We start from the raw sequence: 19,802 nt of genomic DNA on the forward strand, positions 1-19,802 counted from the left end.
ATGGCTTTACACGGATTCCTTCAAGGTTACCGGGGTTATGCGGACACGCAAGCCCTGGGGGATGCCCTGAAGGCGCTTCAGGAAGAAGGCCTTGACCAACTTCCGCTGCCCGGCAGCGGGCAGACCTTGGCACGCTTCAGTCGCCTGGCCCAGGTCGCCGGGCATGACTTGCGCCTGTGCAAGTTGTTTGAGGGTCATACCGACGCGTTGGCGATCATTGCAGAACTGGACAGCCCCCTGCCGCCCTTGGGTAGCACGTGGGGCATGTGGGCCGCCGAACCGCCGAGTGCCAAGGTACGCGTGCGGCGCGACGGCCATCGACTGATGGTGGACGGTCGTAAAGCCTGGTGTTCCGGCGCGGCCGTGGTCAGCCATGGGTTGCTGACGGCCTGGGATGAAGAAGATCGGCAGCAACTGGTCGCGGTCGAGATGCAGCAGCCGGGCGTAACTGTGACGAAGGACGGCTGGCACGCGGTCGGCATGGCGGCGACGGGCAGCGTTGAAGTGGTCTTCGAGGGGGTGCGCGGCATTGCCGTCGGCCACCCCGGTGAGTACCTCACCCGCCCCGGTTTCTGGCAAGGCGGGATTGGTATTGCGGCGTGCTGGTATGGCGCCGCGCAACGCCTGGCGGAAGTCTTGCGTGAGCAATGCGCCAAACGCCCGGAACCCCATGCCCTCGCCCACTTGGGTTCAGTGGACAGTGCGCTGAACGGAGCCGCCTGCGTGCTGCGCGCCAGCGCCGAGCACATCGACCTTGAACCTAAGGCTGATGCCCGAGTGCTGGCCCAGCAGACGCGGGCTTGCATTGAAGACACGGTCGAGCAAGTGATGCACCACGTGGGGCGTGCCGTCGGTGCAGGCCCCTATTGCAAGGACCCGCACTTTGCGCAGTTGATGGCGGATTTGCCGGTGTACTTGCGCCAGAGTCACGCAGAACGTGACTTGGCCGGCCTGGGTGAGCTGATCGCAGGCGAACCCGCAGGGAGGTGGCAGTTATGAAACCCAACCCGATTGTCGGCCAAGGCACCCCGCTGCATCACTGGCAGGCCTCACCGCGGATGGCCGAGTTGCCGCAGATCAGCGTCGAACAGTTAGTACCTGAAGGGCATCGCGCCGTGATCATCGCGCCCCATCCAGATGATGAAGTGCTGGGCTGCGGTGGTCTGTTGCAAGGTCTGGCGGCGCTCGGTCGGCCCATACAGCTGATTTCGGTGACCGACGGCAGCGCCAGTCACCCCGGCTCTCGGCGCTGGCCGGTAGAGCGCCTGAGCGTGGTGCGGCCCCAGGAATCAGCGCAAGCCCTGCATCGGCTGGGTTTGCCATTGCACAGTTTGAAATGGCTGCGCGCCGGGTTTACCGACAGCAAGGTAGCGGCGCGAGAGGACGAATTGAGCGCCTTTATCCAACGCTACCTCAAGCCCACGGATGTGCTGTTTACCACGTGGCGAGAAGACGGCCACTGCGACCACGAAGCCGTAGGCCGCGCCAGTGCCAAGGCCGCCCAAGCGGTGGGCGCTACGCTGTACGAGCTGCCGGTGTGGACGTGGCACTGGGCAACCGCCGAAGACAGCCAAGTGCCGTGGCACCGCGCGCGCAAAATCCCTCTGAGCTGCGAGTCGGTGGCCCGTAAGCGCCACGCTATTCACGCGTTCGCCAGCCAATTGGAAGGTGACCCGCAAATCGGCCTGCCCCCGGTGCTCGCGCCCTATGTGGTGGAGCGCTTGCTGCAACCGTTTGAAGTGGTATTCGTATGAGTGTGGCTACGCCGTATTTCGACCAACTGTTCGCCGAAAATGATGACCCTTGGGCGTTTCGTCAACGCTGGTATGAGCGACGCAAACGCGCATTGACCCTTGCTGTGCTGACGCGTCCGCGCTATGCCGCCATTTTTGAGCCGGGCTGTGCCAATGGCGAGCTGAGTTTCGAACTGGCGCCTCGCTGTGATCGCCTGCTGTGCTGTGACACCGCCGCCGCCGCCGTCAGCCTGGCGCGCAGCCGTTTGTTGGGGTTCCCCCATGCCGAGGTGCAACAGAGCCGCCTGCCGGAACAATGGCCGACCGAGCGCTTCGAGCTGATCGTGCTCAGCGAGCTGTGTTACTACCTCGACGCAGACGATTTAGGTCGCGTGATCGACCGCGCCCTCGCCAGCCTGACCGACGACGGCCAACTGCTGGCGTGCCACTGGCGCGTACCGATTGAAGGCTGTCCGCAGACAGCTGAGCAGGTGCATGCCCTGCTCCATGAACGACTGGCAATGCCGCGCCTCGCCAGCTACCACGAACAGGATTTTCTCCTCGACCTGTGGTGCCGCGATGGCACCTCGGTCGCTCGCCATGAGGGCCTGCGATGATCGGCGTTCTGATCCCGGTGCATAACGAACAAGCGCTGTTACCCGACTGCCTGGACGCCGCGTTGATCGCGGCCCGCCACCCTGGCCTGCTGGGCGAAGCGGTGCAGATCCTGCTGGTGCTCGACAGTTGCAGCGATGACAGCGCAGCCATCGTCCAGAGCTACCCGGTGCAGCACTTCGAAGTACAGGCGCGCAATGTTGGGCATGTGCGCGGGCTGGGTGCGCGGCATCTGCTCAATCAGGGCGCACGCTGGATCTCCTGCACCGACGCCGACAGCCGCGTCGCGCCTGATTGGCTGGTAGCGCAGTTGGCGCTGAACGCCGATGCGGTATGCGGCACGGTGACGGTGGACGCGTGGAGCGAGGGCTTCGACCCGGCCGCGCAGATCCGCTACCTCCAGGGCTATCAGGCGCAGGACGGGCATCGGCACATCCACGGCGCCAACCTGGGGGTGAGCGCGGGTGCTTACATTCGCGCAGGCGGCTTCGAACCCTTGGCCTGCCATGAGGACGTGCAATTGGTGCGTAACCTGGAACGCTGTGGCGCCTCTATCGCTTGGAGCAATACCCCGCAGGTGATCACCAGTGCGCGCCTGGAATCCCGCGCCCAAGGTGGGTTTGGCGATTATTTGAAGAGCCTGATGCCGGCGTCGTGAAAAAATCCATATTACAGAATGTAAAAGCGGCGAATCCTTGTCTATGCTGAAGACGCCTTGCTGGTCATTCAGGGTTGAATGGCCACGCACCCATCACGGCGGAGTCTGTGGTGAATAAATAGAGTCGTCCCGTCAACGGGGCACGACCCAGCACCAATCCACAAGGATGTAACGCTCATGAAGTCTGCCTCCCTCAGTGAAGGCCGTCGCGGCCCCGCGCAAATCTGGAACACTGCGCCGCAGCTGGCGCAAATCGCCCCTATCTCTGCGACATCGCTGGTCCCGGCCGGTGCACGGGTGGTGGTCATCGCGCCCCATCCGGGCGACGAAGTGTTGGCGTGCGGCGGCATGCTGCAACTGCTCAGCACCCTTGAATATCCCCTGCAACTGATCTCCATCACCGACGGCAGCGCCAGCCATCCCGGCTCACATCGGTGGCCGGCCAGCCGCTTAAGCGTCGTGCGTCCCCAGGAAAGCGCCGAAGCGCTGCGTCGCCTGGGCATGCCCATGCATAGCCTGAAATGGATTCGCGGTGGGTTTTGCGACAACGCCCTGTCGGCCCGTGAGCCGCAACTGAGCCAATTCATCGCGCGCTACTTGCAAGCGGGCGATGTGGTGTTCACCACGTGGCGCAACGACGGCAACCCCGACCACGAAGCGGTCGGCCGCGCCAGTGCGAAGGCGTGCAATCTCGTCGGTGCGCAGCTGTATGAACTGCCGATCTGGGCCTGGCACTGGCCCGCGCGCGAGGGTGCAATCATCCCCTGGCAACGGGCGCGCAAAGTGCGCCTGGACACATGGAGCGTCGCGCGCAAACTCCACGCGGTCCATGCCTATGCGAGTCAACTGGTGGGTGACCCGCAGATCGGCCTGGCGCCGATGCTGGCGCAGGTGTTGTTGGATCGCATGCGCGAGCCTTACGAGATCGTCTTCGCATAGCCGCCGACTCGTCCGTACCTGTTATTTCTCACAGTAGCGACGCGAGGGATGTGCGTCTAAGGTTCAAAACGTGCTGCACAGGTGAGGTGCAGTCGAGAAAGCCATGCCAACCCTTTGCATTGGCCGGTGTTTTCGAAGCAGGTAACTCGTATTCCCTGATCCGTATCGCGTTCGTTGTTGCCATGGTCCTTAACCGTGCCTGTCATCAGGCACCGTGGAGTCAGGTCGCATTGAGCGAGGACGGATCATGAGCAAACGACTTCCCCAACGGACCGGCGCCAGCCTGATTATGGCGTCAGCAGCATGGCTGTTGAGCTGTTCAAGCACTGCTCAGGCATGCACCTTCACCATCACGCCAGGTGACGATGTGGTGACCTGCACCAGCGGCGCGGGGGGCAACCTCATTGATGCGCAAGGTAACAACAGTCTGATATTTCCCTCCGGCAACGGCAGCGTGTTGGGCGTCGGTTATGGCGCGGGCAATGACCTCATCGAGATGAACACCGCAGATGCGGTCATCGGCACCAGTGGGGTCAACATGGGCGATGGCGCGAATATCTTTCGCCTGTTCCAGGGGGCGGTCAACAGTGTGATCTTGCAGGGCTCCGGTGCCGATGTAGTGCAAATCAGCGGCGGTACGGCCGGTGGAATTTTCCAGGGCGCCGGATTGGACAAATTCTCCATGAGCGGCGGCACGATCACATCCCTTGCCCAAGGGGATGGCATCGACGACTTCGCCATGAGCGGCGGTACCATCACAGGCGCCTTTGAAGATGGCGACCACGGATTGATGACCGGCGGCAGCATCGGACGCGTCGACATGAAACTCGACAACAACCTGTTTGATATGCGCGGCGGCACCGTTGTCGGCAACTTCGTCACCGGCTTTGGCGACGACACGATCCTGGTATCGGGCACCAGTTTCATTGGCGGTAACCTCAGCGTCAGCGGCGGGGCCGACATCATCGTCATCAAGGGTGGCCGGATTGCCGGGGAAATTCGCATGAGCGCGGGGAATGACCAGTTCGAATGGAACGGCGCGGGCCAACTCGACTCGGCAGTACTGCTGGCCGGCGATAACGACACGGCGCTGCTGAAAAACCTGACCGAAGCCATTGTCGCCCCTACTCCCGTTGTGGACGGCGGAACGGAGAACGATACCCTGACGTTCGACAACAGCCAGGTCAGCACACCGCAACGTTATCAGAACTGGGAAATCGTCAACCTGGATAACAATTCGAGCCTGTCCCTCGGCGGCACCTTCACACTGGGGGATGCCGCTACCGGGACCGGCACCATGAACGTAAATGGCAGCTCGGCATTGCGGGTCAGTACAGGGATCATCAACCCGTTTACCGCCGGCCAACTGACGACCCTGAACAACAGCGGCCTGATCGACATGACCACCGGCAGCACCAGCACCGGCGATACCCTGACGGTCAATGGCAACTACAACGCCAGCGGCGGCCAACTCGCGCTGCAAAGTGTATTGGGTAGCGACGGTTCGCCCAGCGACAAACTGGTAATCAGCCAGGGGACCATCCAGGGGAGTACGAGCATTCGCGTCACTAACCTCGGCGGCGCAGGCGCCGCTACGCTGCAAGATGGTATCCAGGTGGTGCAGGCGCTCAACGGCGCCACCGGCAGCGGCACCGCCTTTACCCTTGGCGCGCCGGTGTCTGCCGGCGCGTTCGACTATTACCTGTTCAAGGGCGGCGTCACCGCCGGCACCGCAGAAAACTACTACCTGCGTTCGACCATCCCGGTGGTGCCGCCGAACCCGGTCATTATCGTGCCGTTGCCTGTCCCCATTCCCGATGAACCACCACTGCCGCCCAACCCTGGGACAGAGCCGATTCCCATCTACCGCCCGGAAGTGCCGCTCTACGCCGCGCTGTTTCCCGCCGCCCAGCAAATCGTGCAAGGCATGCTAGGCACCTTTCACCAGCGCATGGGTGACCAGAGCCAGCAACAGCAGGCCGGCGCTTTATCGGCCGGGTGGGGTCGGGTCTACGGCAACAGCAGTCGCCAGAGTTTCGCCGGCACGGTGAGCCCGACGTTGGACAGTTCGGTAACGGGCTTCCAGGTGGGCAGCGATCTCTATGCCAGCGCCATGGGCGATGGCCAGCAACGCCTGGGGTTTTTCGTCGGCCATAGCCGTTTGCGGGGCACAGTCAAAGGCTTCAACGGCGGCCGGGAGGACAAGAACGCCGGCAAAACCACCTTGCGCGGTGACAGCCTGGGCGTGTACTGGACGTTGATCGGCGCCAACCAGGCCTACCTTGACCTGGTGTTGATGGGCACACGTTTCAATGGCAACAACGAGTCGGACCGTGGTGTGAAGATGAAAACCCGCGGGCACAACGTCACAGCCTCCGCCGAAGTCGGCTGGCCGATCCCGGTGACGACCAACTGGGTCGCGGAACCCCAGGCACAAGTGATCGTCAGCAAGACCACGTTGAATAGCCAAAACGACGGGGTTTCCGACGTGTCCTATGACGCCGATACCCACCTGACCACACGCCTGGGAATCCGCCTGCGCGGCGACTACCAAGTGCGTGGCATGCCACTGGTGCCTTATGTACGGGCGAATGTCTGGCACACCCGCGCCGGACAGAACACCGTGACCTTTGCCGATGTCACCGACATCGACACCGAGCAGAAGTCCACCACCCTGGACCTCAGCGTCGGTGCAACGTTGAAGGTCACCCAAGACATCAGCGTTTACAGCGAGGTGGGCTACAACCGCAACCTGGACAGCAACACCTTCAACGGCCGCCAAGGGACGGTTGGCCTGAGAATGGCGTTCTGATCTGGTAGGCAATCGCCAGCCAGATAAACCAGGCCGGCATCACATACAGGGCCAGGCGTGTGTCTGGCCGCAACGCCAGCAGGCAGAGCACGAACGCAAGGAAACCCAGGGAAAACCAAGCCATCGGCACACCGCCGGGCATCTTGTAAGTGGACTTGGCGTGCAGGTCCGGGCGTTTTTTACGGTAAGCGATGTACGACGCGAGAATCGTCGACCACGTAAAAATCACGAGGATCGCCGAGACCGTCGACACAATGGTGAAGGCGGTCATCACCTCCGGCACCACAAACAGCAACACCAGGCCGAGCAGCATCAATACCGTGGTGAAGGCCAGGCTGAACAACGGAACGCTGCTGTTGGACAAGCGTCGGAAAACACCTGGCGCATCCCCCAGATCGGCCAACCCGAACAACATGCGGCTGGCGGAAAACACCCCGCTGTTGGCCGAGGAGGCCGCCGAGGTGAGTACCACGAAATTGACGATGCCCGCAGCCGCAGGAAACCCCGCCACCAGGAACAGCTCCACAAACGGGCTTTTGCTCGGCGACACCTGCTGCCACGAGGTCACGGCGATGATGCACGCCAGGGCCAGCACGTAGAACAGAATGATGCGCAACGGAATCGAATTGATTGCCTTGGGCAACGTCTTCTCCGGCGCACGGGTTTCGGCCGCGGCGGTGCCGATCAGCTCGGTGCCGGCAAAGGAAAAAATCGCCATCTGGAACCCGGCGAAAAAGCCGAACAGGCCGTTGGGAAATGCCGCCTGCTTGTCCAGCAAATGCGACAGCGATGCAGTGACGCCGGTGGGTGAGACAAACGAGCCTGCGATCAGCACCACGCTCACGCCGATCAGGGTCACCACGGCGATGATCTTGATGATTGCGAACCAGAACTCCACTTCGCCGAACAACCTGACAGTCAGCGCATTCAACGCGAACAACGTTAACAGCATGCCCACCGCCGGCATCCACGCCGGCAGGTCCGGGAACCAGTACTGGAAAAACCCGCCGACCACCACCGCATCCCCCACCACCGCCACGCTCCAGCTCAGCCAGTACGACCAGCCGAGAAAAAACGCGGCGCGCGGCCCCAGGTAGGCGCCGGCAAAGTCGGCAAAGCTCTTGAAGTTGAGGTTGGACAGCAGCAGCTCGCCCATGGCGCGCATCACGAAATACACAAACAGCCCGATGATCATGTAGATCAGGATGATCGAGGTGCCGGACAGCGCAATGATCTTGCCGGAGCCCATGAACAGGCCGGTGCCGATCGCACCGCCCATGGCCATCAGCTGGATATGACGGTTGCTCAGGGTGCGTTGCAACGCAGGCTTTTCGCAAAGCCCGGACGTAGTTGTTTTCATCACAAAACCTCTTGTTATGTTTTTGAGTTTTGGCAGAAAAAAGTTGGGCGGTCGTTGTTGTTAGGGGGTCAGGCGGTTTTGCTTTCGAAACCGTGCAACACGTTGACGGCATTGATGCCGATCTCATCGACCATGTAGCCCCCTTCCATTACGAACAACGTCGGCACGCTTACGCTGGCGATGATCTCGCCCATACCGAGGAAGTCTTCGCTGTCGAGGAGGAAGTGGCTGATGGGGTCGTCCTTAAACGTGTCGACGCCGAGGGAAATCACCAGTACTTCAGGGGCGAAATGTTTGAGCCGCTGGCACGCGTCGGCGAGGGCAATTTTGTAGTGATCCCAGGTGGTGTTTTTCGGCAACGGATAATTCAGGTTGAAGCCCTCCCCTGCACCCTTGCCGCGCTCGCTGTTGGCGCCGGAAAAGTACGGGTAGGACACGGAGGGCTCGCCATGCAGGGAGATGAACAGCACATCCGGGCGGTCGTAGAAAATGTTCTGTGTGCCGTTGCCATGGTGGAAATCCACGTCCAGTACCGCAACGCGTTTGGCGCCTTGGGTGATGGCCTGTTGTGCGGCAATCGCGGCGTTGTTGAGGTAGCAATAACCGCCCATGTATTCGCGGGCGGCATGGTGGCCGGGTGGGCGGCACAGGGCGAAGGCGCTGTTGTGGCCCTCATCGATGAGCGCGAGGCCAGTGAGTGCAATGTCCGCGCTGGTCTTCACCGCCTGCCACGTGGTCGCGGTAATCGGCGAACCGGCGTCCATGGCATAGAACCCCAGCTTGCCGTCGATGAAATCCGGCACCTGTTCATTGGCCAGATCGCGCACCGGCCACACCAGCGGCAGCGCGTCATGGCTGCGGCCGATGGCGGTCCATTCGGCCCATGCGGTTTCAAGGAAGGAGACGTAGCGCTCGCTGTGGGCATTGACGTAACAGGCGCGGTCAAAGGCGCGCGGCACGATGATATCGCCGAGCCCGACGTGCTGGACGCGGTCACGCACGGTGTCGGCGCGGCTCGGTTGCTCGAACGATGGCTTGAGTACGCCATCCTTCAATTCGGTGCCATGGTGCAAACGGTGGGCATCGCTAAAAACAGTCAGCATGTGTATACATCCGCCAGTAAAAGACAGGGTCTATTTTGTTCTGGCGGTGCGGGGCTTTCTTTGCTTTTAGTTCTTGCGCTGTTAGTTTTATCGGGATTTTTTACCCCTATTACAGGCGAATATGAAAAATAAAACCAAGCAGGTCGTTCTTGACGACACCGATCTCGCCATCCTCGCCTTGCTGCAGGAAGACGCGAGTATTTCCAACGCCCAACTCAGCGAGCGTCTGGCCCTGAGCCTCACGCCGTGCTGGCGCCGCCGCAAGCGTCTGGAAGAAGAAGGCGTGATCAAGGACTACCAGGCCAACCTGGATCGCAAGCTGCTCGGCCTGGACATCATGGCGTTTGTGCATGTGCGCTTTGCCATCCACACCGACCACGCGCCGGACGCCTTCGAAGCGGTGGTCAAGGAACTGCCTCAGGTGCTGTCGTGCCACAAAATCACCGGGGATGCGGATTATCTATTGCAGGTGCTGGCGGAAGATCTCGACAGCTACAGCGAGTTTGTAGAGAGCGTCCTGCGGCGACAATTGGGGATAGCGTCGATCCAGTCGAGCCTGGCGCTGCGCGAAGTGAAAGCGACGAGTCGGGTGGCGATTCCGAAGCGCGATTGAACACCGTCCATAAACGCTCGAAAACGGCAGGTGCTGGCGAAAGGCCTGCCATGCAGATGTGAAAAAATCGTTAACTAATTCATCCCTATGGCTTTTTCCTACAGAATCAATCTGTCACACTGATGCGAATAATTATCAACACTTTTATTATTCGCCAGGGAAAGGCACTTAGGGGAGAGCTCGTTCGATGCCTGTGCACCAGCCCGGCGGTAAAGGTTTTACACCCAGTTTGATCGCGTTGGCGGTCTGTCTCGCCACCTCGCACGCGGCCTTCGCCGCCGACGCCGAAGCACCGGTCACCACCCTGGAACTGGGCGCCACCCAAATCTCCGGCGAGCAGCAGTTGGGCGAAACCACTGAGGGCACGCAGTCCTACACCACCGGCGCGATGAAGACCGCGACCAAGTTGCCACTCACCCTGCGTGAAACGCCACAAGCCGTCACCGTGATTACGCGCCAGCGCATGGATGACCAGGCAATGACCAGCATCAACGACGTGGTCAACGCAACGCCCGGGTTGTTCCTGAATTACTCCAACGGACCGGGCCGGCAGTCCTATACCTCGCGCGGTTTCGACATCGACAACCTGATGTATGACGGTATTCCGAGCGGCTATAACGGCGTTTCAGTCGGCGCGCAGCCCAACCTGGCGATGTTCGACCGCGTTGAAGTGGTGCGCGGCGCGACCGGCCTGGTGACCGGCGCGGGCAACCCGTCGGCCGCCATCAACCTGATCCGCAAGCGGCCCCTGGACGAGCAGAAAGTCACCCTGACCGGCGCCGCTGGCAGCTGGGACGACTACCGTGGCGAACTCGACGCCTCCAGCCCGCTCAATGACAGCGGCACCTGGCGCGGCCGGGTGGTCACCTCCTACCGCGACGCCAACAGCTTCATCGACAACGCCGAGGAGTATCACGGCCTGTTCTATGCCGTCACCGAAGCTGACTTGGGTGAAGACACCACTCTGACCCTCGGCTACTCAAACCAGAAGGACAAGACCAATTACTTCTGGGGTTCCGCAATGATCGGTCAGGATGGCCATCACCTCGACCTGCCCCGCTCCTACAACCCCGGCACCGACTGGGAGAACAAGGACCAGGAGATCAACACGGTCTTCGCCGAACTGCGCCAGCAACTGGCCAACGACTGGAAGCTGCAGGTCAACGCCAACTACGCCGAGCAGAAAGCCTTGTTCTCGGGCTCGTATCAATCGCGCTGGGCTGCTGACAAATCACTGGCGCGAACCGTCTACCAGGCCGCCTACGACGAAAATCAGGCTGGCGTCGACGCCTTCGTCAGCGGCCCGTTCCAGGCGTTCGGGCGCACCCATGAGCTGGTCGTCGGTGCCAGCCGCCGCATTTACGACATGACCAGCCACGACTACAGCCCGTACGACACCAATTGGCCGATTACCGCAGGCAAACCGGACTTCGTCCACACCACCGACACCCGTGAAATCACCACCCAGGACGGCTTCTACCTGACCACGCGCCTGAGCCTGGCCGACCCGCTCAAGCTGATCCTCGGCGGGCGCCTGGACTGGTATGACTACGATGCCCATGGCAGCAACAGCGGCGACTACAAAGTCACTCGAAACCTGACGCGCTACGCGGGTTTGATCTACGAGTTGGATGACCATCACTCGGTCTACGTCAGCTACAGCGACATTTTCACGCCGCAAACCGCCAAAGATAGTTCGGCGACCCCGGTCAAGCCGATTGTCGGCAAAAACTACGAGGTCGGCGTTAAAGGCGAATACCTGGGCGGCGCGCTGAATGCCAGCGTCGCACTGTTCCGCGTCGATCAGGAAAATCGTGCCACCAAAGTGACCGTGCAAAACTGCCCGCAGACCGAGTGCTATGAAGCCTCCGGCGAGATTCGCAGCCAGGGTATCGACTTCGAACTGCAAGGCGCCCTCACCGAGAACTGGCAGGTCGGCGGTGGCTACACCTACGCGCGCACCCACACCATCAAGGACGAAGCCAACCCGCAGCTTGTCAACAAGCAGTACGACACCGACACCCCGGAGCACTTGTTCAAACTGACCACCCGCTACAACCTCCAGGGCGCGCTGGAGAAATTCCGGGTGGGCGGCAACATCTCCTGGCAGAGCCGCATGTACAACGACGTCAAGCTGGCTGACGGCAGTACCTACCGCCTGCAACAAGGCGCCTACGCCGTCACCGACTTGATGGCCGGCTACAGGGTCAACGACAACCTGGACCTGCAGCTCAACGCCAACAACATCTTCGACCGCAGCTACTACTCAACCATCGCCAACTCCGTGGACTACGGCGGCGACAGCTACGGCACCCCACGCAACATGATGCTGACGGCCAAATACACCTTCTGATCGTCATCAAGGCTGCCCGCTCGGGCAGCCTTTCCTCTTTGCAGTGGCGCTTAAAGCTCTCTCCCCAACTGCCGATAAGCTTTTGCTTTCCCCGTACCTGCAAAAATCCTGATACCTACTTTGCTCTGTATCAGCGTGCCATCGTGGCACGCCGCATGCTTTGTTCCTGGCCACACCACAGGGAGTAAGAGTGAATGCCCGTCCGCACGCGTTTTCTAGAGCACTACCGCAAAGCCGACCGCATCATGCTGGCGTTGATCTGGCTGATGACGCTGTTCTCCGTAGGCCTGGCGTTCTGGCACGACACCTTGATCCAAGCAATCGTAGTCGGTGGCGGCACAAGCCTGCTGCTCACCGCGCTCTACCGCGCCATCGGCGGCACGCGCGTGATGCGCTGCGCACTGGGCGCTGGTCTGATGGTCATGGCCGCGCTGCATATCAACCAGGCACAAGGCGTGATCGAAGCCCACTTCGGAATTTTCGCCCTACTGGCGGTGCTGACGTTTTACCGCGACTGGCTGCCGATCCTCGTGGCCGCACTCACCATCGCCGTGCACCACGTGGTCTTCCATGCCTTGCAGCATCAAGGCTTCCCGGTCTTCGTGATGGAACACCACGGCGGCTGGACCATGGTGTTTGTGCATGCTTTCTACGTGGTGATGGAAACCGTCGCCCTGCTCTACCTCGCCGTGCACAGCCAGGCCGAAGCCGTCGAGAGCCAGGAAATGCTCGAAAAAATGCTCGCTGTCACCACCCAGCTCACCGTGGAAACCGCACAAGGTGAAGGCAAGGCGCATATGTCCCTGGCCAAGCGCTTCGACCACTTCCTGCAACAGATCACCGGGCTCATTGACGGCGTCTCCCGTGACTCCCACGGCCTCGGCCAACTCGGACAAGAACTGGCCCACGCCAGCGGCACCCTGGAAAAAGGCGCACGCCACCAACTGGCCGAAATCGCACAAATGACTGACTCCATGCAGCGCATGGAACACGCCATGGGCAACATTACGGTGCACGTCGAGGAAGCGGTCGCGCACGCCGACGTCGCCAGCCAACAAATCCTGCGCGGCCAGGAAAGCGTCGGCCGCGCCCAACACGAAATCACCCAACTGGCCACACGCCTCACCGACACCCATCAGACCGTTCAAGGCTTGGCCGTGCAGGCCGAACAGATCGGCTCGGTGCTCGACGTCATCAGCAGCATCGCCAACCAAACCAACCTCCTCGCCCTCAACGCCGCCATCGAAGCCGCCCGCGCCGGTGAACAAGGCCGCGGCTTCGCCGTCGTCGCCGACGAAGTGCGCAACCTGGCGCAACGCACAGCGGTTTCCACCCAGGAAATCAAAACCATCATCGAAGGCTTGCAGCAAGGCAGCCGCGAAGCCGTCGAAGCCATGCAGGACAGCCGCCAGGGCGTAGAACGTTGCGTGGAAGACAGCCAGGTTGCGGTGCAAATGCTAAAGGCAGTAGGCAATGACATCACCCGAATCGATGCGCTGAACGGGCGGATCGTCAGCACTACGCGGGAACAGACCTCAGCAAACCTGGAGATCGTCGGGCGCTTGCAGTCGGTGCAGGGCATCGCGCAGAGCACAGCACAGGATGTAGAGATGCTGGCCAGGAGCAGCGAACAACTGCCGCCGATTGCGGTGCGGTTAGACGCGTTGGGGCGCCGGTTTCATCCGTGAGGTGGTGATCTTCGAAAGGCCTCGGCGTTGTGTTGATCGCGCGCTTGGGCCTATTTGAAATACGTCGTGAGAGATAACTTCAGGCCAATAGCAGCGGTTCGAGTTCAGCCGTTTGCGTACCCAGTTCTAAAGAGAGAATACGAGGTCGAGAAGCTATACAGGTCCTTCTGATGCAGGTGCTTGCGCTGATTGTTGACCGTAATGCTGAGTGTGGCTCAACTCAAGTGGCCCTCAATTCATAGACGCAATCTCAATAAACTCGTCAAACCTTAAAGTTACCTATTTGCTGCTGTAGCACGGCTCCGAGCTCAGCCAAGTTAGTACTTGAACGGGCAGTTCGCTCGCACGATAAAGCTGAATCATCCGCAATATTGCGAACCGACGTAACACTCCGGTTAATTTCTTCCGCGACGCAACTTTGTTCCTCACCTGCAGTAGCGATTTGTCTGACCATCTGCTGGATGTTGTCAATCATCTCCACGATGGTTTCAACCGAGCCCCCAGTGTTTGAAACCTGTATTACCGTTTCATCCGTCAAACCGCGGCAGACTTCCATCATCCCAGCAGCTTCTTCGGCTATTTTTTGCAGATTGGCAGTCAGCGCTCCAATTTCCAGGGTTGCGCCCTGAGTTCGTTTGGCGAGCGTTCTCACCTCATCGGCCACCACCGCAAATCCTCGACCAGCATCGCCCGCCCTAGCAGCCTCAATAGCGGCATTTAACGCCAACAAGTTGGTTTGATCGGCGACAGACGTTATGACCTGCAATACCCCGCCTATATTCAGGCTCTCTATCCTGAGTTGTGCCATGGCTGCGGCAGATTTTGATACTTCAGATGCGAGACGTTTTATTTGGGTTATTGCTTCTTTTGCCATGGTTCCGCCGGTCTGCGCTTGGAGGTTAGCGGTGAGCGCCGCATGGGCTGCTTCCTCAGAGTTGCGTGCAACTTCGAGGGTGGTTGCTACCATTTCGTGAATCGCAGTGGCGACTTGGTCGATTTCAGTTCTCTGATTACCTACGCCGATGCGGGTCTGCTCTGTCGCTGCGGAAAGGTCAACGGCGGCATCAGAAATTACGCCCGATGACGTATTAACCTGACTAATAAGCAGGCTCAGGCGTGACTGCATTTCACCCAAGGAGTACAGCACACTGCCGGCCGCTGACATTTTCGCTTCAAGAATCGGGCGCAAGTCACCACTGGCAACGCGCTGAGCGATGGTGGACAAGACAGTAGGCTCTGCACCAAGAGCACGTGATAAGCCACGAACTATTAGAGTAGTCAGTACTACCCCGATGACAATTGCTACTGCGCAGAAAAACATCAGAAGATTACGGGTGTCTTTATAATCGTTCTGCGCATCACTAATGCTAGCCAGCGCTAGACCTGAGTTAAAACTCTTGTAAGTTGTAACGCTAGCCACCAGTTTCTTTAGGAGTGGCAAGCATTCGTTATTCATCATATTAATAGCCGCTTTTGCATCGCCAGTAACGGCTAACCGCGTGATTTCCAAAGCAATCGGACCATACGCTTTCTCAATCTCCTCAATGTTAGCAACTAAGCTCCGAGCGTTATTACCATCAGCGGATGGAGGCAATGCAGCGACTCCAGCCACTAACGCTGACAAAATACTTTTAACCTTCTGATGTTCGATATTTACGGTATCGGCCTCGGCCTGTCTGTCAGCTGCCGAGGTAACCAGCACGAGGTTTCGTGCTGAGATCGCACGTTGCTGCGCAGCGAGCAATAGATCATTCATCAGGCCCATGCGCTTATTCAAACCATCAACATAACTTGAAAAGCGTAGATTTGATCCATTTAAGCTAGTGACAGAAAATGCAGAGATCATAAAAATAATCACTACCATCAAGCCAAAGCTTAACAACAACCTCTTCCGCACCGACAAGGAATTTAACATGCTGACTCTCCGATTTTTTAGTATTCTCACGGCGCAGCCAGGGATATGGCGCATTGACACTATGCGGCGCCAGATGGCAGTAATTCAAGACTTAAATCGGGTTACGGTACTAAAGTACTAAATTGAAACTCAAACAATCCAATCGAACTACCTGCACCATCTAAACGCATCTATATGAATGGATTTTTATTCTAGGGTTGATATTTACTTCAAAGTCTATAGTTAAAACAGAAACCGCTTTATATTTAACTCAATTACATTTTATCGAGCCCCATAACGAGCCATAGGCCCAATAGCCTCCTACAAAGAAGGCTGCCCTGGCGGGCTTTTTAGCGTCTGCTGAAAACCAAGGTCTCGGCCTCCTAACTGTTCGAAATGCGCGTCAGATTTACGGTCGCACCAATCGGTCGAAATACCGCACCTTTTTGCAGACAGTGGCAATGCTTAACGTTGGCCATAGCTTGTGCCTGCGAATAGAGGAGCAAGCCTGGTGGCTTGCAGTGGTCCATGAAAGACTGCTTTCGGCCATTAGCCGACATTCACGAAAGACGGCTTTCGACCCAGAGTGTGTAAAAACGCTTCGTCATTGATCCGTGCAGCTACACATTGGTTGCTTTGGACTGGTCAGATCGTCGAAAGAGCAGTCGCTTTTTCTAAGACGGCTTGTAACATCTGCTCCGGTGATTGTTCCTTGTTGAAGAAGCTCGGGGACAATTTATCAGAGTCGTTTTCAGTCGATTGCCTGAGCAGGGCGAGCGGCCCCGATTGTCCTAACTGCTCTTGGTAAAGACTTTTTATACTGTCCCTAAAGCCATCAGGGTATGCCGCTTTCTCGACCCCTGGAAGATCATCGAAATAGTCCATGATGCCTTTGAAGATTTCACTGTTGTCACCGCCGTTCGTTATATGGGCGTACAACTTGGAGAAATATGTTTCATCCTGCTTACTAAGCTCCCCATAAGCGGCATATCGTTCTGCATCTGTATAGGTTCCTGAATCATCATAAACAATATTGCTTAGCCCGTTTCGGGCCATACCTTCAAATGGGTTTGGAAGTTTTTCGGGGGGGAGTTTAGAAAGCCCAATTGCGTAATCTAGTGACTGCAGACCTAACGCCAAACGGGTGGGGTCGTCTGTTTTGGGAAGTAGATCCTCATTATTAAGATTCCCGCCAGCAATCCGCTGCCCGAAATTGTACATATCGCTCTGACCTTTTGCATATTGTCCTTTTAAATCCCTATTGGACATAGAGGCTTGTTTGTCATCAGCGTTACTTAATGCGTACAGTGCCCGTGCAGAATCGGAGATTGTGACGGTCTCGGTCGTCTTGAGGGCGGCATCCCCTGAAGGTAAATTTACAGGGTTGGACGAAGGAAGCTTCTCTTGTGTAGAAGGCTTTGCCTGTGTACTTGCTTGATACGATTTGATCGAAATATCCATGGTAATACTCCATGCGCTGAAAATAGCACGAGAGCTATCTTCAGCTAGGGCGCCTATACAAATGTCGGATTATTTTATTTCATATTCGACAGTGTAGTTATAGGGAGGCGCCGATTGAATTGCTGTGACATTGGCGTTGCAAGTAGCGTTATCTGAACCAGTGCTAGTGCCCATTTTAGTCAAGCTAGAGGTTTTAGTCGTTGGATTGACCTGGTGCCTTGCTGCAAAACGACATTCTTATTGCCTGAAGTATAGACGAATCGCATTCCTGAAACCGTATCAGCGACACTGGTCAGGACAAATGTCGTCGTTGCAGAAGGCAGAATCGTACTTGGGGTGGGGGCTACACTCCCGGAAAAGTACTCGAAAGTGTACGCGGCTGGACCAGTCGTAGAGTCCTTCAACTTCACGGTGACGATTGTGCCTGCTTGGGCACATGCAATCATAGAGGCGAATAAAGTTGCTGCCCCGAACAGTTTAGCGAATCTCATAAATATCCCTTTAATTTTGATAGTCACTATAACTATTGTCCTTCCGCGTCGTCTTGTATAGAAAAAACAGCAAGACTCAACCTTTATAGCGGCAGGTAACCAGAATTCTTTAAGCCAAGGGTTGGTGTTTTTAACACATCGGATGAGTAAAGATTTCACAACCTGCAGGAACTAAAACATATCCAGCCTGTACCCCTTCAATTTCAATAGCTTGCGCAGTGGTCCTGGTTGCCGCTACCGGTTATCACCATAGTCATGGTACATAGGTTGAGTTACTAATTTTCGCCATTGCCCGTCGGCACACTATTCTCGGCTCGTTTCGGTAGAAAGATGACCGCCTGTCTACGCGCAGAGGCTGCTGGGACGATTCAGCCAACGATTTCTATGTCTTCGGTCTCCCACCAGCGCTGACGTGCCTAAAACACTTTCCAATGTGTGATAGTGAGAAGAGGCCAGTCGGGTAGGCCAGCGGTCTGGACCCAAAGCTGACGGCGGCGAAAGGCAGAAGTCGGCCAGTCGCGGCCATTCGCTCAATTGAGTTTCAACCGCCTTCAGCTAGGACTAAGGCGACGTAATGAAACCCAATTGAGGATCAAGTGAAGTTGTTAGGAAGGTGTGTTGCCCGGACGGTTACAGCCTTGGAGCCAGATTTCACCATAAAACCACTAATCCTCTGGCAGCAGTGATTCAAATGCACTTTTAAGGCAAATTAAGTCATTTTCAGACCTACCTAGCCCACTCCTCACTCTTTAAAGTGCACCGATCATTCAACTATCGGTGTTTTTTATGAATCTATGGTTTCGGCTTCTGTTCATGCTACTCCGCCGACCGTGGCGCAACCCCGTAAAAGCTCTGGGGTCAACCGTCATCCGAATGCGCGTATGGCCTCTAGATCTTGACTTCAATCGACACGTCACCAATGGCCGATACTTCACACTCGCCGATGTCGGACGTATGGATTTCGTTCTGCGCAGTGGTGCGTATCGAGTGGCTATTAGAACGAAAGCGCTACCAATCGTAGGGGACACCTGGGGTAAATTTCGTCGTGAGCTTAAGCTGTTTGAAACGTTTGAAGTCCACACCAGAATGCTGGGCTGGGACGACAAATGGAGCTTTATGGAACATCGGTTTCTGAGCAAAGGACGGGTGATCGGAGTTGTAGTAATGCGGGGTCTATTTCGCGCATCTAAAGGGATTATTCCACCAGGCGAATTTGTTCGGGAGTTGGGACTACCCGAAAAGTCGCCAGCGATGCCGCAATGGCTGACATCGTGGTCGGCTAGCTGCGATGCGATGAGTGGCCAACTCAGAGAAGAAGAAAGCATCAGCGATCAGCAGTCCAGCTAACCTGCTGATGTTAAGAGCCCCCACTCATTGGTGTACGCTTCTATGTCGTAAACCGAGGTCAGTCAGGAGATGAATTCCGCTATAGACACCATTGAGTGGCCGCTTCTGGCCGATGACTGCCAGTCGCCACCGGCAGCTATCGACCCAAAGCTGACGGTCGGCTTGGCTTAGGTTCAGATTGAGCAAGCCGGTCTCTCACCCAACCGCTCTACCAACCTTACGAGATAACCATCGGGATCCTGGACGATGAATTCGCGCTGACCTACTTCTATTTTGTCAGCCCGATACCAGGTGTCTTTGCATTCTCGATAAAGTGGAAATCCAGCCTGAACAAGTTTTTGGATGATGGGTGCCACAGCCTCAACATCAATCTGGAGGTTGATGCCTCTTCCAAACGGTTTGGTCAATGGCGCAGTCAGCCATTGACCCGCGTCCGGATCAATCTGCTCAAGCATTACTTGAGCACCATTCAAATCAAGGTACGCAAATCCGTCATCCGAACGTTGATAAGCTACTTTGAACCCCAGAAGAGAAACCCAAAAAGCCAGGCTGCTATCCAGGTTGGTGACCATTAACTCCGGAACCAGTTTGTTACGTTCGAACATGAGATGACTTCCATTTCAAATGCTTGTTTTTGTGAGCGGGCAGGTTCTGCACCTACGGCTTCGCTGCCAGGGCGTGCGCATGATGATGCACGCTTGGGTGGGAGTTATCGAGTCGCTTTGAGTGGCAGCT

The 19,802-nt window shown here is 57.6% G+C and carries 15 protein-coding genes; 10 read left to right on the top strand and 5 right to left on the bottom strand.

Annotated features, from left to right (window positions below):
- The 6 genes from BW43_RS21200 to BW43_RS21175 all read left to right on the top strand — a co-directional run bounded on the left by BW43_RS21200 (position 1) and on the right by BW43_RS21175 (position 6,757).
- Complete coding sequence (locus BW43_RS21200; RefSeq protein WP_032885262.1) at positions 1 to 999, top strand: acyl-CoA dehydrogenase family protein; 999 nt, start codon at positions 1 to 3, stop codon at positions 997 to 999.
- Positions 996 to 1,754: a PIG-L deacetylase family protein gene (locus BW43_RS21195; protein ID WP_032885263.1), complete on the top strand. Its 759-nt coding sequence runs from the start codon at positions 996 to 998 to the stop codon at positions 1,752 to 1,754. The genes BW43_RS21200 and BW43_RS21195 overlap by 4 nt, the downstream gene beginning before the upstream one ends.
- Positions 1,751 to 2,350: an SAM-dependent methyltransferase gene (locus BW43_RS21190; RefSeq protein ID WP_032885264.1), complete on the top strand. Its 600-nt coding sequence runs from the start codon at positions 1,751 to 1,753 to the stop codon at positions 2,348 to 2,350. The genes BW43_RS21195 and BW43_RS21190 overlap by 4 nt, the downstream gene beginning before the upstream one ends.
- Positions 2,347 to 3,006 (top strand): glycosyltransferase family 2 protein, encoded by a 660-nt coding sequence (locus tag BW43_RS21185; RefSeq protein ID WP_032885265.1) that lies wholly within the window; start codon positions 2,347 to 2,349, stop codon positions 3,004 to 3,006. The genes BW43_RS21190 and BW43_RS21185 overlap by 4 nt, the downstream gene beginning before the upstream one ends.
- A gap of 177 nt (positions 3,007 to 3,183) precedes the next feature.
- The gene (locus tag BW43_RS21180; RefSeq protein WP_032885266.1) at positions 3,184 to 3,945 is read left to right on the top strand and encodes a PIG-L deacetylase family protein; all 762 of its coding nucleotides are present in this window, start codon (positions 3,184 to 3,186) and stop codon (positions 3,943 to 3,945) included.
- A 247-nt stretch (positions 3,946 to 4,192) separates the two neighbouring features.
- Positions 4,193 to 6,757, top strand: coding sequence for an autotransporter outer membrane beta-barrel domain-containing protein (locus BW43_RS21175; protein ID WP_032885267.1), 2,565 nt, complete (start codon positions 4,193 to 4,195; stop codon positions 6,755 to 6,757).
- On the opposite strand, the gene BW43_RS21170 is transcribed toward BW43_RS21175, so the two are convergent.
- Both BW43_RS21170 and BW43_RS21165 read right to left on the bottom strand, forming a co-directional pair.
- Positions 6,714 to 8,117, bottom strand: coding sequence for an amino acid permease (locus BW43_RS21170; protein ID WP_032885268.1), 1,404 nt, complete (start codon positions 8,115 to 8,117; stop codon positions 6,714 to 6,716). The two genes, BW43_RS21175 and BW43_RS21170, sit on opposite strands and share 44 nt — an antisense overlap.
- A 68-nt stretch (positions 8,118 to 8,185) precedes the next feature.
- Positions 8,186 to 9,220, bottom strand: a complete 1,035-nt coding sequence (locus BW43_RS21165; protein ID WP_032885270.1) for a histone deacetylase family protein — start codon at positions 9,218 to 9,220, stop codon at positions 8,186 to 8,188.
- A 121-nt stretch (positions 9,221 to 9,341) separates the two neighbouring features.
- Here BW43_RS21165 and BW43_RS21160 point away from each other — a divergent pair, with 121 nt between their 5' ends.
- The 3 genes from BW43_RS21160 (at position 9,342) to BW43_RS29440 (ending at position 13,874) form a co-directional block, all read left to right on the top strand.
- Positions 9,342 to 9,833 (top strand): Lrp/AsnC family transcriptional regulator, encoded by a 492-nt coding sequence (locus BW43_RS21160; protein ID WP_032885271.1) that lies wholly within the window; start codon positions 9,342 to 9,344, stop codon positions 9,831 to 9,833.
- Positions 9,834 to 10,020: 187 nt separating this feature from the next.
- Positions 10,021 to 12,186, top strand: a complete 2,166-nt coding sequence (locus tag BW43_RS21155; protein WP_032885272.1) for a TonB-dependent siderophore receptor — start codon at positions 10,021 to 10,023, stop codon at positions 12,184 to 12,186.
- A gap of 194 nt (positions 12,187 to 12,380) precedes the next feature.
- The gene (locus tag BW43_RS29440) at positions 12,381 to 13,874 is read left to right on the top strand and encodes a methyl-accepting chemotaxis protein (protein WP_032885273.1); all 1,494 of its coding nucleotides are present in this window, start codon (positions 12,381 to 12,383) and stop codon (positions 13,872 to 13,874) included.
- 262 nt (positions 13,875 to 14,136) lie between these two features.
- Here the strand turns inward: BW43_RS29440 and BW43_RS21145 are convergent, their stop codons facing one another.
- Both BW43_RS21145 and BW43_RS21140 read right to left on the bottom strand, forming a co-directional pair.
- Complete coding sequence (locus tag BW43_RS21145) at positions 14,137 to 15,789, bottom strand: methyl-accepting chemotaxis protein (RefSeq protein ID WP_050442809.1); 1,653 nt, start codon at positions 15,787 to 15,789, stop codon at positions 14,137 to 14,139.
- A gap of 624 nt (positions 15,790 to 16,413) precedes the next feature.
- Positions 16,414 to 17,229: a hypothetical protein gene (locus BW43_RS21140; protein ID WP_032885274.1), complete on the bottom strand. Its 816-nt coding sequence runs from the start codon at positions 17,227 to 17,229 to the stop codon at positions 16,414 to 16,416.
- 1,277 nt (positions 17,230 to 18,506) lie between these two features.
- Between BW43_RS21140 and BW43_RS21135 the strand changes: the two genes are divergently transcribed.
- Positions 18,507 to 19,067, top strand: a complete 561-nt coding sequence (locus BW43_RS21135; RefSeq protein ID WP_032885276.1) for a thioesterase family protein — start codon at positions 18,507 to 18,509, stop codon at positions 19,065 to 19,067.
- Positions 19,068 to 19,240: 173 nt separating this feature from the next.
- On the opposite strand, the gene BW43_RS21130 is transcribed toward BW43_RS21135, so the two are convergent.
- Complete coding sequence (locus BW43_RS21130) at positions 19,241 to 19,672, bottom strand: VOC family protein (protein ID WP_032885277.1); 432 nt, start codon at positions 19,670 to 19,672, stop codon at positions 19,241 to 19,243.
- Positions 19,673 to 19,802 lie beyond the last annotated feature (130 nt).

Source organism: Pseudomonas sp. RIT357, assembly GCF_000632245.1.
Lineage (GTDB): Bacteria > Pseudomonadota > Gammaproteobacteria > Pseudomonadales > Pseudomonadaceae > Aquipseudomonas > Aquipseudomonas sivasensis.

Excerpts from the sequence above, each read along its gene's own strand:
- BW43_RS21200 (WP_032885262.1), top strand. The coding sequence starts at position 1 with ATGGCTTTACACGGATTCCTTCAAGGTTACCGGGGTTATGCGGACACG.
- BW43_RS21195 (WP_032885263.1), top strand. The coding sequence starts at position 996 with ATGAAACCCAACCCGATTGTCGGCCAAGGCACCCCGCTGCATCACTGG.
- BW43_RS21190 (WP_032885264.1), top strand. The coding sequence starts at position 1,751 with ATGAGTGTGGCTACGCCGTATTTCGACCAACTGTTCGCCGAAAATGAT.
- BW43_RS21185 (WP_032885265.1), top strand. The coding sequence starts at position 2,347 with ATGATCGGCGTTCTGATCCCGGTGCATAACGAACAAGCGCTGTTACCC.
- BW43_RS21180 (WP_032885266.1), top strand. The coding sequence starts at position 3,184 with ATGAAGTCTGCCTCCCTCAGTGAAGGCCGTCGCGGCCCCGCGCAAATC.
- BW43_RS21175 (WP_032885267.1), top strand. The coding sequence starts at position 4,193 with ATGAGCAAACGACTTCCCCAACGGACCGGCGCCAGCCTGATTATGGCG.
- BW43_RS21170 (WP_032885268.1), bottom strand. The coding sequence starts at position 8,117 with ATGAAAACAACTACGTCCGGGCTTTGCGAAAAGCCTGCGTTGCAACGC.
- BW43_RS21165 (WP_032885270.1), bottom strand. The coding sequence starts at position 9,220 with ATGCTGACTGTTTTTAGCGATGCCCACCGTTTGCACCATGGCACCGAA.
- BW43_RS21160 (WP_032885271.1), top strand. The coding sequence starts at position 9,342 with ATGAAAAATAAAACCAAGCAGGTCGTTCTTGACGACACCGATCTCGCC.
- BW43_RS21155 (WP_032885272.1), top strand. The coding sequence starts at position 10,021 with ATGCCTGTGCACCAGCCCGGCGGTAAAGGTTTTACACCCAGTTTGATC.
- BW43_RS29440 (WP_032885273.1), top strand. The coding sequence starts at position 12,381 with ATGCCCGTCCGCACGCGTTTTCTAGAGCACTACCGCAAAGCCGACCGC.
- BW43_RS21145 (WP_050442809.1), bottom strand. The coding sequence starts at position 15,789 with ATGTTAAATTCCTTGTCGGTGCGGAAGAGGTTGTTGTTAAGCTTTGGC.
- BW43_RS21140 (WP_032885274.1), bottom strand. The coding sequence starts at position 17,229 with ATGGATATTTCGATCAAATCGTATCAAGCAAGTACACAGGCAAAGCCT.
- BW43_RS21135 (WP_032885276.1), top strand. The coding sequence starts at position 18,507 with ATGAATCTATGGTTTCGGCTTCTGTTCATGCTACTCCGCCGACCGTGG.
- BW43_RS21130 (WP_032885277.1), bottom strand. The coding sequence starts at position 19,672 with ATGTTCGAACGTAACAAACTGGTTCCGGAGTTAATGGTCACCAACCTG.